General features: G+C 68.2%; 4 protein-coding genes, 1 tRNA gene and 2 rRNA genes. 1 reads left to right on the top strand and 6 read right to left on the bottom strand.

The features are described 5' to 3' along the window. Positions 1-148 precede the first annotated feature (148 nt). From ACFVV1_RS08410 to ACFVV1_RS08400, 3 genes are all read right to left on the bottom strand, one after another. Positions 149-2,932 carry a DNA translocase FtsK gene (locus ACFVV1_RS08410; RefSeq protein ID WP_389986428.1) on the bottom strand — a complete coding sequence of 928 codons (2,784 nt, stop codon included), beginning with the start codon at positions 2,930-2,932 and terminating at the stop codon, positions 149-151. Positions 2,933-3,217: 285 nt separating this feature from the next. After that, positions 3,218-3,895 carry a two-component system response regulator gene (locus ACFVV1_RS08405; protein ID WP_389986425.1) on the bottom strand — a complete coding sequence of 226 codons (678 nt, stop codon included), beginning with the start codon at positions 3,893-3,895 and terminating at the stop codon, positions 3,218-3,220. 244 nt (positions 3,896-4,139) lie between these two features. Then, complete coding sequence (locus ACFVV1_RS08400) at positions 4,140-9,605, bottom strand: HAMP domain-containing protein (RefSeq protein WP_389986422.1); 5,466 nt, start codon at positions 9,603-9,605, stop codon at positions 4,140-4,142. A gap of 413 nt (positions 9,606-10,018) precedes the next feature. On the opposite strand from ACFVV1_RS08400, the gene ACFVV1_RS08395 reads away from it, so the two are divergent. After that, positions 10,019-12,634, top strand: coding sequence for a SpoIIE family protein phosphatase (locus ACFVV1_RS08395; RefSeq protein ID WP_389986419.1), 2,616 nt, complete (start codon positions 10,019-10,021; stop codon positions 12,632-12,634). Between the two features lie 158 nt (positions 12,635-12,792). Here the strand turns inward: ACFVV1_RS08395 and ACFVV1_RS08390 are convergent. The 3 genes from ACFVV1_RS08390 to ACFVV1_RS08380 all read right to left on the bottom strand — a co-directional run. Beyond that, positions 12,793-12,865 (bottom strand) — tRNA-Thr (locus ACFVV1_RS08390). Between the two features lie 226 nt (positions 12,866-13,091). Continuing rightward, positions 13,092-13,208: ribosomal RNA gene (gene rrf, locus ACFVV1_RS08385) — 5S ribosomal RNA — on the bottom strand. Between the two features lie 77 nt (positions 13,209-13,285). Continuing rightward, positions 13,286-13,358: ribosomal RNA gene (locus ACFVV1_RS08380) — 23S ribosomal RNA — on the bottom strand; the annotation flags it as partial.

Genomic DNA, 13,358 nt, shown 5'->3' with positions numbered 1-13,358 from the left:
GAAAGGGTGAGGCAACCGGGAGGAAGGACTTTGTACGCCATCGGACTCGAACGCTGTCCGATGCTCCGGGCCACCCCTGGAAGGACAATCCTGCCGTCCCTCCCTCCAAGTTGACGTACGACCCGGCGAAACGGTTGCCCGACTTCACCTACGAAGCGGTTTCCCCGCGGATCAGTGCCAACACCCCGTCCAGCTCGTCCGGTTTCACCATGACGTCGCGCGCCTTGGATCCCTCGCTCGGCCCGACGATGTTCCGCGACTCCATCAGGTCCATCAGCCGGCCGGCCTTGGCGAAGCCGACCCGCAGCTTGCGCTGGAGCATCGAGGTGGATCCGAACTGGGTGGAGACGACCAGTTCGGCGGCCTGGCAGAGCAGATCCAGGTCGTCGCCGATGTCCTCGTCGACCTCCTTCTTCTTGGCGGTGCCGACCACCACGTCGTCGCGGAAGACCGGCGCCATCTGATCCTTGCAGTGCTGGACGATGGCCGCGACCTCGTCCTCGGTGACAAAGGCGCCCTGCATACGGGTGGGCTTGTTGGCACCCATCGGCAGGAACAGACCGTCACCCTTTCCGATGAGCTTCTCGGCGCCGGGCTGGTCGAGAATGACCCGGCTGTCGGCCAGCGAGGACGTGGCGAAGGCGAGCCGGGAGGGCACGTTCGCCTTGATCAGGCCGGTGACGACGTCGACCGAGGGACGCTGGGTAGCGAGCACCAGGTGGATGCCGGCGGCGCGGGCCAGTTGGGTGATGCGGACGATGGCGTCCTCCACGTCGCGCGGAGCGACCATCATCAGGTCGGCGAGCTCGTCGACGATCACCAGCAGATACGGGTACGGCGAGAGCTCGCGCTCGCTGCCCTCCGGCGGTTTGACCTTGCCGTTGCGAACGGCCTGGTTGAAGTCGTCGATGTGCCGGTACCCGAACGCGGCCAGGTCGTCGTACCGCAGGTCCATCTCCCGTACGACCCACTGGAGCGCCTCGGCGGCACGCTTCGGGTTGGTGATGATCGGCGTGATCAGGTGCGGGATCCCCTCGTACGCGGTCAGCTCGACCCGCTTGGGGTCGACCAGCACCATCCGGACATCGTCCGGCGTCGCCCGCACCATCACCGAGGTGATCAGGCAGTTGATGCAGGACGACTTGCCGGAACCGGTCGCGCCGGCCACCAGCACGTGCGGCATCTTCGCCAGGTTGGCCATCACATAACCGCCCTCGACGTCCTTGCCGAGCGCGACCAGCATCGGGTGGTCGTCCTCGGCGGCGTCCGCGAGGCGCAGCACATCGCCGAGGTTGACCATCTCCCGGTCGGTGTTGGGGATCTCGATGCCGACCGCCGACTTGCCCGGGATCGGGGAGATGATCCGGACGTCGGGACTGGCGACGGCGTACGCGATGTTCTTGGCGAGCGCGGTGATCCGCTCGACCTTCACCGCGGGGCCGAGCTGCACCTCGTACCGGGTGACCGTCGGTCCGCGGGTGAAGCCGGTGACGGCGGCGTCGACCTTGAACTCGGTGAAGACGTTCGTCAGGGCCGCGACGATCGCGTCGTTGGCGGCGCTGCGGGTCTTGCCCGGCCCGCCGCGTTCCAGCAGGTCGAGCGAGGGCAGCGCATAGGTGATGTCGCCGGAAAGCTGCAGCTGTTCGGCACGGGCCGGCAGCGGCTGGGACTGCGAGCGGTCGGGCGCGGGCTTCGTCAGATCGGGTACGCCGCCCGAGGGCGCCGCCCCCTTCTCCGGCTTCCCTCCCCCGGTGGCGGGCTCGCCCTCCCGGGCGCCCGGCACCGAAGAGCCCGGGCGTTCGCGCTCGACGGAGACGCCCTGGGTGAGGTCGGCGACGATCGGCGAGGGCGGCATGCCGTTGAGCACGGCCCCGTCGAGCGCGGCGGCCGCGGCCGCCGCGACGTCCACCGCGTCCATCGTGCGGTTCATCGCGGGCTGCACGGAGGGCCTGCGCGGCCGGCGGCGCCTGGCGAGCGCGTCGCCCTCCGCCTGGTCGGGGTCGTACTCCGCGGGCGCTTCGGAACGGCGTGCGGAGGAGCGGCGGGAGCGGGCGGGCAGCGCCTCGCGCCACTGCTCGTCGTAGCGCTCGTCGTCGTTCTCCTCGTCCGCCTCGGGGTCGTACACCGGGTCGAGGATGCCCAGCTTGGTGCCGAGCAGCCGGAGCCGTTGCGGAATGGCGTTCACCGGGGTTGCCGTGACGACGAGCAGCCCGAAGACGGTGAGCAGCAACAGCAGCGGTACGGCAAGGACCTCGCCCATGGTGTAGATCAGCGGTTTGGAGGCCGCCCAGCCGATGAGCCCGCCCGCGTCCTGCATCGCCGTGGTGCCGTCGTCCCGGCCGGGCGATCCGCACGCGATGTGGACCTGTCCGAGCACCCCGATGACGAGGGCGGAGAGTCCGATGACGATGCGTCCGTTGGCCTCGGGCTTCTCCGGGTAGCGGATCAGCCGCACGGCAATGGCGCCGAGCAGTATCGGCACGAGCAGATCGAGCCGGCCGAAGGCTCCGGTGACGAGCATCTCGACGAGATCGCCGACGGGCCCGCGCAGATTCGACCAGGTGCCCGCGGCGACGACCAGCGCGAGACCGAGCAGCAGCAGCGCGACTCCGTCCTTGCGGTGTGCGGGGTCGAGTCCCTTGGCGCCGCGCCCTATGCCGCGGAACATCGCGCCGACGGCGTGGGCCGCGCCGAGCCAGACGGCGCGCGCCAGGCGGTACACACCGCCGGTGGGCGACGGCACCGGTTTGGGCGCGGCCGCCTTCTTGGCGGGGGCCTTTTTCGCGGGCGCGGTCTTCTTCGCGGCGGTCTTCTTCGCGGGCGCGCTCTTCTTCGCGGGCGCGGCTTTCTTGGCCGGCCCCGCGGTACGGCCGACGCTCTTCGCGGTGCCCGCCGTGCCCTGGGAACCCTTGCCGGACGTACGTGAGGCCATGGTGCCGAGGTTACCGGTGTCGACGGCCGTGAACACGTGCGCCTGCCGCTTCACCCGACCGTGTCGCTGGACAGAGGCCGGAAACTGACGCGCTCTCACGCCTCCACGCCACCGGACGCCCAGACCGACCCACCGACCCGCCAAGAGGCCGACCCATCAAACTGGCGAACCGTCGAACAGCCGGGACGGCACGGCAGTTGGGCCGAGGATCCGGGCAACCACCCGTTTCCGGCCGGAGGTCGGGCCGCCGGACCGCTCCCGTGGTGGGTCGCGCGCGGTACGACGTCAGGAGGGGAGCACGGTCGCACCGCTTCCGGTGCCGGGCTCCAGCGCGTCGAGTGCCCGGCGCAGGCCGGTCAGTTTGCGTTCCAAATGGGCGGCGGTGGCCACAGCCGCGGCGTCCGTCGACTCGTCGTCGAGCTGCTTGGAGAGCGCTTCGGCCTGCTCCTCGACGGCCGCGAGTCGCGCCGAGAGCTCGGCCAGCAGCCCTGCGGGCTCCTTCTCGTGGCCCGCGCCGCCGTTGCTGTCGCCCTCCAGCTGGAGCCGCAGCAGCGCTGCCTGCTCGCGCAGCTTGCAGTTCTTCATGTACAGCTCGACGAAGACCGAGACCTTGGCCCGCAGCACCCACGGGTCGAACGGCTTCGAGATGTAGTCCACCGCGCCCGCCGCGTAACCCCTGAAGGTGTGATGCGGACCGTGATTGATCGCGGTGAGAAAGATGATCGGGATGTCCCGGGTCCGTTCCCGCCGCTTGATGTGCGCGGCGGTTTCGAAACCGTCCATGCCCGGCATCTGGACGTCCAGCAGAATGACCGCAAAGTCGTCCGTGAGCAGCGCTTTGAGCGCTTCCTCCCCTGACGATGCCCGTACCAGTGTCTGATCGAGCGCAGAGAGGATGGCCTCCAGCGCCAGCAGATTCTCCGGCCGGTCATCGACCAGGAGGATCTTGGCCTTCTGCATCATGGCCCGCCCTCCTCGCCCCGGAATTGCACCGGGCGCCGCCCCAGGGGACGACTCCCTTACGCCGTCCGTCCTTGTGCCGGTCATGGTAGCTGCACCCCGCCCGTCACCACACCCTGTCACCGCGATGTCACTGTGCACACAGCAGAAACGCGGTGGGGGACGAGAAGGTTCCCCGTACAGCGCGTTCTCACACTCCTGCGAGCACAGTCGATCAACGAATCACGGCAATTCTCGCAACTAATGATCACTCTCCGCGCATCCACTGCTCCATTACGGAAAGGAGGTGATCAGGATCGACAGGCTTGGTCACGTAATCGGAAGCGCCGGATTCGATCGCCTTCTCCCGGTCGCCCTTCATGGCCTTCGCGGTCAGCGCGACGATCGGCAGGCCGGCGAACTGCGGCATCCGGCGGATCGCCGTCGTCGTCGCATAGCCGTCCATCTCCGGCATCATGATGTCCATCAGTACGACCGTCACATCATCATGCTGTTCCAGGACTTCGATGCCTACGCGTCCGTTCTCGGCGTACAGCACCGAAAGACCGTGCTGCTCCAGCACGCTGGTGAGCGCGAAGACGTTACGGATGTCGTCGTCGACGATCAGGACCTTCTCGCCGTGGAACCGGAACGCTCTGCGCACCTCCGGTTCCGCCTGCCCGCCGAGCGCCCACGGCTCCTGCGGATCGGCGGCGCGGGGCGGCAGCACGGGCCGTCGCTCGGCGCCCCACAGGGTCATGCGGCGACGCCGCATCAGCCCGGCGGCACCAGCGGCACCGGCGCCACCAACGGCATCGGAGCCACCCGGCACACCGGCCGAATCCTGCGCGGCGGCCATCGGGTCAGCGCTCGGACCGGCCTCCGCAAGCAGCACTTCCTCGGCCGCGGCACCATGTGCCTCACCCGGCCCCGGGCCGATCTGCGGATACCCCTGGGGCGGCAACTCGCTCGGGTGCAGCGGCAGATACAGCGTGAAGGTCGAGCCGCGGCCCGGCTCGCTCGCCGCGTGGATCTCGCCGCCCAGCAGCCGGGCGATCTCCCGGCTGATGGACAGGCCGAGCCCCGTACCGCCGTACTTGCGACTGGTCGTACCGTCCGCCTGCTTGAACGCCTCGAAGATCACCAGCATCTTGCTGGACGCGATCCCGATACCGGTGTCGGTGACCGAGAAGGCGATCAGATCGGCGTCGGCATCACGCAGCGAGCCGGCCTCCAGGAGCTGCTCGCGGATGGCGTTCGGCACATCCTCGCCGGCCGGCCTGATCACCAGCTCGACCGCCCCGCTGTCGGTGAACTTCACCGCGTTGGAAAGGAGATTACGCAGCACCTGGAGCAGCCGCTGCTCGTCCGTGTGCAGGGTCGCGGGAAGCTCCGGCGAGACCCGTACGGAGAAATCGAGCCCCTTCTCCGCGGTGAGCGGCCGGAAGGTCGCCTCCACATAATCGACGAGCTGGACCAGTGCGATCCGGGTCGGGCTGACGTCCATCTTGCCCGCCTCGACCTTCGTCAGATCGAGGATGTCATTGATCAGCTGAAGCAGATCGGAACCGGCCCCATGGATCGTCTCGGCGAACTCCACCTGCTTCGGCGAGAGATTCCCCTCGGCGTTGTCCGCGAGCAGCTTGGCAAGAATGAGCAGCGAGTTGAGCGGCGTACGCAACTCGTGCGACATGTTCGCCAGGAACTCCGACTTGTAACGCATCGAGACCGCGAGCTGCTCGGCGCGCTCCTCCAGGACCTGCCGGGCATCCTCGATCTCGGTGTTCTTGACCTCGATGTCCCGGTTCTGCTGGGCCAGCAGCTCGGCCTTCTCCTCCAGTTCGGCGTTGGAGGCCTGGAGCGCCTTCTGCCGGTTCTCCAACTCCTGCGACCGGTCCCGCAATTGCGCGGCCAGCTCCTGCGACTGCTCAAGGAGCTTCTCGGTCTTCGTATTGACGCTGATGGTGTTGACGCTCGTCGCGATCATCTCGGCGAGCTGGTTGAGGAAGTCCCGCTGAATATGCGTGAACGGCTGGAACGAGGCCAGCTCGATCACACCGAGAACCTTCCCCTCGAAGAGCACCGGCAGCACGATCACATGCGCAGGCGGCGCCTCGCCGAGCCCGGAGGAAATCTTCAGATAACCCGGCGGAACGTTGTCCACCTGGATGGTCCGCTTCTCCTCCGCCGCCGTGCCGATAAGGGTCTCACCGGGCCGGAAGGATGTCGGCATCGATCCCGCCGAATATCCGTAGCTTCCCCTCATACGGAGTTCGTACGAGCTGTCCTTGTCGCTGTCCGATCCCACCGCGTCGGTGTCACCGGTCGGCATGGCCAGGAAGAACGCACCGTGCTGCGCGGAGACGACCGGCGTCAGCTCGCTCATGATCAGCGAGGCCACGTCGTCGAGATCGCGCCGCCCCTGCATCAGGCCGGAGATCCGGGCGAGATTACCCTTCAGCCAGTCCTGCTCCTTGTTGGTGGCCGTGGTGTCGCGCAGGTTGGCGATCATCGTATTGATGTTGTCCTGCAGGGCCTGGATCTCGCCGGCCGCGTCCACATCGATCTTGAGGTTGAGGTCGCCGCGGGTCACCGCGGTGGCGACGGCCGCGATCGCCCGCACCTGACGGGTGAGGTTCCCGGCCATCTCGTTCACCGACTCGGTGAGGTCGCGCCAGGTGCCGTCGACGTCCCGGACCCGGGCCTGGCCGCCCAGCTGGCCCTCCGTACCCACCTCGCGGGCCACCCGGGTCACCTGCTCGGCGAACGAGGACAGCTGGTCGACCATCGTGTTGATGGTGTTCTTCAGCTCCTGGATCTCGCCGCGCGCGTCGATGTCGATCTTCTTGGTGAGGTCGCCCTTGGCGATGGCCGTGGTCACCGTGGCGATCTGCCGCACCTGACCGGTCAGATTGGACGCCATCGAGTTCACGGACTCGGTGAGGTCCTTCCACGTACCGGAGACCCCCGGAACGCGTGCCTGGCCGCCCAGCTCACCTTCCGTACCCACCTCGCGGGCCACCCGCGTCACCTCGTCGGCGAACGACGACAGCGTCGTCACCATCGTGTTGACGGTGTCGGCGAGCTCGGCGACCTCGCCGCGCGCCTCGACGGTGACCTTTTTCGTCAGATCGCCGTTGGCGACCGCGGACGAGACCCGGGAGATGTTCCGCACCTGACTGGTCAGGTTGTTGGCCATCAGGTTGACGTTGTCGCTGAGGTCCTTCCAGATACCGGTCGCACCGCGCACCCTGGCCTGGCCGCCGAGGATGCCCTCGGTACCCACCTCGCGGGCGACCCGCGTCACCTCGTCGGCGAAGTTCAGCAGCTGGTCGACCATCGTGTTGACGGTCGTGACCAGTTCGAGGATCTCGCCCTTGGCATCGACCGTGATCTTCTTGGAGAGATCGCCGTTGGCCACCGCGGTCGTGACCTCGGCGATGTTACGGACCTGCAGGGTCAGGTTGTTCGCCATGCCGTTGACGGACTGGGTGAGATCCTTCCACGTACCGGACACCCCCTGCACCTCGGCCTGGCCGCCGAGGATGCCTTCCGTACCCACCTCGCGGGCGACCCGCGTCACCTGCTCGGCGAAGTTCGAGAGCTGGTCCACCATCGTGTTGAGGGTGTTCTTCAGCTCCAGGATCTCACCGCGCGCGTCCACATCGATCTTCTGCGACAGGTCACCGCGCGCCACCGCGGTGGCGACCTGCGCGATGTTGCGGACCTGGGCGGTGAGGTTCCCCGCCATGCCGTTGACCGAATCGGTCAGATCACGCCACACACCGGCCACACCGGGCACCTGTGCCTGGCCGCCGAGCCGCCCGTCGGTGCCCACCTCGCGGGCCACCCGGGTCACCTGGTCGGCGAAGGCGGAGAGCTGGTCGACCATCGTGTTGATGGTGTTCTTGAGCTCCAGGATCTCGCCGCGCGCGTCCACATCGATCTTCTGCGACAGGTCGCCCCGCGCCACCGCCGTGGTCACCTGCGCGATCTGGCGCACCTGGGAGGTCAGGTTCCCCGCCATGAAGTTGACGGAGTCGGTGAGCTCCTTCCACGTACCGGAGACGCCGTCGACCCGTGCCTGGCCGCCGAGGCGGCCCTCCGTGCCCACGTCACGCGCCATCCGCGTCACCTGATCGGCGAACGACGACAGCTGCGCCACCATCGTGTTGACGGTGTTCTTCAGCTCCAGCATCTCGCCGGCCACATCGACGGTGACCTTCTGCGAGAGATCACCGTTGGCGACCGCGGTCGTCACCTGCGCGATGTCGCGCACCTGCCCCGTCAGGTTCCGGAACGCCGTGTTCACCGAGTCCGTGAGGTCCTTCCAGGTCCCCGCCGCCCCCGGCACCTCCGCCTGACCGCCGAGCCGGCCCTCGACGCCGACCTCCCGGGCCACCCGGGTCACTTCCGAACCGAAGGACTGGAGCTGGTCCACCATCGTGTTGACGGTGTTCTTCAGCTCCAGCATCTCGCCGGCCACGTCGACGGTGACCTTCTGCGTCATGTCACCGCTGGCCACCGCAGTGGTCACCTGCGCGATGTCGCGTACCTGGGTCGTCAGGTTCCGGAAGACCGTGTTCACCGAATCGGTGAGGTCCTTCCAGGTACCGGCGGCCCCCGGCACCTGAGCCTGGCCGCCGAGCAGCCCCTCGCCACCGACCTCGCTGGCCACCCGGGTCACTTCGTCCGCGAAGGTGCGCAGCGTCTCGGTCATCTGGTTGATGGTCTCGGCCAGCTGCGCGACCTCGCCGCGGGCGCTCACCGTCACCTTCTGTGACAGGTCGCCGTTGGCGACGGCCGTGGTCACCTCGGCGATCCCGCGCACCTGGGAGGTCAGGTTGCCGGCCATCGTGTTGACGGAGTCGGTGAGGTCCTTCCACACCCCGGCCACACCGGGCACGGTCGCCTGCCCGCCCAGCTCGCCCTCCGTGCCCACCTCTCGGGCGACCCGGGTCACCTCGGACGAGAACGACGACAGCTGGTCGACCATCGTGTTGACGGTGTTCTTGAGCTGCAGCATCTCGCCGGCCACATGGACGGTGACCTTCCGCGACAGGTCCCCCTTGGCGACCGCCGTCGTCACCAGGGCGATGTCCCGCACCTGTGCCGTGAGCCGGTACGCCATGGTGTTCACGGAGTCCGTGAGGTCCTTCCACGACCCGGACATCCCGCGCACCTGGGCCTGCCCGCCCAGCTTGCCCTCGGTACCCACCTCGACGGCGACCCGCGTCACCTGCTCGGTGAACGCCGACAGCTGGTCGACCAGGTTGTTGACCGTCCGGGCGACCTTCAGGAACTCGCCGCGCAGCGGCCGTACCGTCTCGTCGGCCGTGTGCGACCGCAGCTCCATGCGCTGTTCGAGATCACCGTCGGCGACCGCCGACAGCACCCGCCCGACCTCCGAGACCGGCCGGGCCAGATCGTCGACCAGCTCGTTGGAGGCGTCGATGGCGGCGGCCCAGGAGCCCTCGCAGGCGCCCGTCTCCAGCCGCTCGGTGAGTTTCCCCTCACGTCCGACCACCCGCCGCACCCGGGCCAGCTCTCCGGTGAGGTGGAGGTTGCGGTCGGCGACCTCGTTGAAGACTGCCGCGATCTCCGCCATCACGCCGTCGCCCGAGACGGTCAGGCGCCTGCGGAAGTTCCCGTCGCGCATCGCGACCAGGCCCGCCATGAGTCTGTTGAGCGCCGCCGCGTCGACGTCAATGGTTCCATTGCGCTGTTTTTTCACGGGCTGTCCGCCTTTTGTGCGCGTGCCTGTTCCCCGCGCCGCCACGCCAGACTCCACCGTGATCCCTCCCGCAGGGGTTGACCGTATCGTTCGGGCCCTGACTGGGACCCTGCCCAGTTCCTCATTGACTACCGCAACTGCCCACCGTCGACGGGTGACCATGCGGACGTCAAATCGTTGAAACGTACCAGGCCCGACCTGATCGGGGTGCAGCCTCCAACGGTTGTTCCACATACCCCTGTTGGGAAGCCCACACTTGTACGGTCCTGTGACTGTTACTGGTCGTTGCTGCCCGAAGTCGGCCCTCGTGTACCCGGTACCGAGACCGAGCGTCTAGCCTGGCAGGCGAATCGAAGCGGCGAGAAACGGGCACAGGACTCGGGGAAGCGACGAGACACCATATGGGGAGTGCTGTGATCACCGCGCGCGCGGCTGCCACCTTCGACCCGGTCGGGCGCTCCGTCGCGACCGCCCGCGCCTTTGTCCGTGACACCCTCCAGGGCTGGGGATACACGGATGTCGTCGACGACGCCGTCGTCCTCACCAGCGAGCTCGTGACCAACGCCGTGGTGCACGCGGGCACGGCAGCGGACGTGCTGTGCCTGCGTACGGAGGACGGCGTTCGGGTCGAGGTCTCCGACCACTATCCGGAACGCGAGATCCCGCTCCAGAGCACAAGGCTGGACTTCGGCAGCCCGGACCGCGAGAACGGCCGCGGGCTGCTGCTCTGCGCTGCGCTCGCCTCCCGGTGGGGCGTCGAGTATTCGCCCACCCACAAACACGTCTGGTTCCAGCTCGATCTTCCCGAGCGCCCGGTGGGCATCCGCTCCGCCGGCCCCCTGCTCCCCGTCGGGCTGCTCCCGGTCGCGGACGAGCGCGTCCGAGTGGCCGTCGTCCAGATCGACAGCACCGGTTCCATCGCCGCCTGGAACGAGGACGCCGCGTTCCTCTTCGGATTCACCGCCGATCAGGTCACCGGGAAACAGCTCACCGACTTCACCGCCTGGCCGCAGACGCCCGGCACCAACACCGGAATCGTCGAGGCACTGCGGCTCTCGCGCTGGGAGGGCAGCTACGGAATCCGGGGCGCCGACGGCCGCACCATCCCCGTCTACGCCTCACACCTCCGGGTCCGCGACACCCGCGGCGAACCGTCCACGGTCTGTCTGCTCGTCCGCGACTACGAACGCGCCGTGCTCCAGTCCCCGGTCCGCGCACCGGTGTCCGATGCCAACGCCGACGGCCACAAGACGGATCCGTTCGAGATCTTCATCGGCTCCCCGGCCCCCGACGACCTCGACGGCCTGCTCCAGCGCACCGTCGAACGGGCCCGCGACATGCTCGACGCCGATTCGGCCTTCCTGCTGCTGGCGACGGACGACGAAACGGAACTGGAGGTACGGGCCACGACCGGCCTGCCCTCCGCCCGCCAGCGTTTCGCCCGGGTCCCGGTGGAGGCAGGCACCGGACGTTACGGCTCCGCCCGGATGCCCGCCGTCCACGAAGACCTCGACAACGTTCCCGGCGCCGTCCCCCTGCTCGGCGGGACCGGGATGCGCTCCGTCGTCACCGTCCCGCTGAAGGTCGAAGGACGTCTCACGGGCTCGCTGGGGGTCGCTGCGGAAGCGGCCGGACGCTACTCCAACGAGGAGGCCCTGCGCCTGCAGTTCGCCGCGGACCGCATCGCGCTGGCCGTCGAGTCGGCCCGCCTGGGCGAGCTGGAGCGTCTGCGCCGCGGTTCCCTCTCTTTCCTCGTCGAGGCCTCCGACCTGCTCGCGGGCACCCTCGACCGGGACCAGACCCTGGCCCTGATGGCCCAGATGACGGTCCCCACCCTGGCCACCTGGTGCGCCGTCTACACAATCGCCGACCAGTCCTCGGAGCCGTACCTCTCCTATGTGTTGCACGAGGACGAGGAGCGCATCGACGGCCTCAAGGCCCTGCTCTCGAAGATCGCTCCTCCGGACCCGGTGCCGACCCCGGGAGCCCGCGTCTGGGCGGCCCCGTCCGAGGCCGCCCACCAGGCTGCCCTGCGTGCCTCGATGCGTACGCTCGGCCTCGGCGAACCCGGCGGGCTCGGCGCCGGCATCCATACGACGCTCGCCACCGCCGCGGCGGTGGGCGGAGAGACCGTGGTCCTGCCGCTCGTCGCCCGAAACCGTGTCATCGGCATGCTCACGCTCGGAAAGCCCTCCGACGACCACTTCCGGCAGGAGATCCTGGAACTGGCCGAGGACCTCTCCCGACGCGCCGCCCTCGCACTCGACAACGCCCGCCTCTACTCGGAACGCACGGCGATCAGTCAGTCCCTCCAGCGCAGCCTGCTGCCGCCAGGGCTGCCCGAGGTCCCCAATGTCGAGATCGAGGTCATCTACCGCGCGGCAGGCGAGGGCAACGAGGTCGGCGGCGACTTCTACGACGTCTTCCCGATCCGCGACGGCGCCTACGGATTCGCCATTGGTGACGTCTGCGGTACGGGTCCGGAGGCCGCGGCCGTCACGGGTCTCGCCCGCCACGCCCTGCGCCTCCTCGCCCGCGAGGGCTTCGGCGGCCCGGCCGTCCTGGAGCGCCTCAACGCCGCCATCCTCGACGAGGGCGCCCGCAGCCGCTTCCTGACCCTCCTGTACGGGGAGCTGTGGCCGCAGGAGGACGGCAGCGCTCTGCTGAAGGTGGTCTGCGCGGGCCACCCCCTGCCGCTGCGCCTGCGCCAGGACGGCTCGGTCGAGGCAGCCGCCGAACCTCAGCCGCTGCTGGGCGTCATCGAAGACCTCGAACTGTACGAGCAGACGGTCACCCTCGCCCCGGGCGATGTCCTGCTGTGCGTGACCGACGGCGTCACGGAACGCCGTGAGGGCACCCGCATGCTCGGCGACGACGGCCTGGCGGACGTGCTGGCCACCTGCACGGGACTCACGGCCGGCGCGGTGGCAGCACGCATTCTGCGCGCGGTCGAACGCTTCGCCGCCGAGCCGGCCGCCGACGACATGGCCATCCTCGCCATGCGCGTCCCCGAACCACCCACCACCTGACCGCACTTCATCGGGGCCTGAGCCTCTGAGCCACTTCGGCCCATGACCTCGAAGAGCAGAGCATCGCGTTCGTCCCCACGCCGCCGGGCAGTGAGCACAAAAGCATCGAGACATGCGAAAGGCCCTCACCGGATGGTGAGGGCCTTTCATCTTGCCTGAGCCCCAATGCGGAATCGAACCGCAGACCTTCTCCTTACCATGGAGACGCTCTACCGACTGAGCTATTGGGGCCTGCTGCGCTGTGGCAACGAGGTAAAGCATACCCTGAGATCAGGGATGCTCAGAACCACTGCCCACACTGGATTCTGACGGAGTCTCACTGGTCCCGCGACCTCTCTCCCACTACGGCACAGGCCGGCCAGGCATGCCTTGCCCGAGCCGGGCGCGACGGCGCGGCTCGGGCAGTGAACGCAGAAAAGCCCCGTGCCACAAGGGCACGGGGCTTTCCGTAAAAGGAGTTCGGCGGCGTCCTACTCTCCCACAGGGTCCCCCCTGCAGTACCATCGGCGCTGAAAGGCTTAGCTTCCGGGTTCGGAATGTAACCGGGCGTTTCCCTAACGCAATGACCACCGAAACACTATGAAATTAACCAACACCGGAACAACACGGCCGTTCGTTATTTCAGAACAAACACAGTGGACGCGAGCAACTGAGGACAAGCCCTCGGCCTATTAGTACCAGTCAGCTCCACCCGTTACCGGGCTTCCACATCTGGCCTATCAAC

Origin of the sequence: Streptomyces sp. NPDC058092, assembly GCF_042884935.1 — a bacterium.
GTDB lineage: Bacteria > Actinomycetota > Actinomycetes > Streptomycetales > Streptomycetaceae > Streptomyces.
This window is presented reverse-complemented; position numbering and strand designations above follow the sequence as displayed.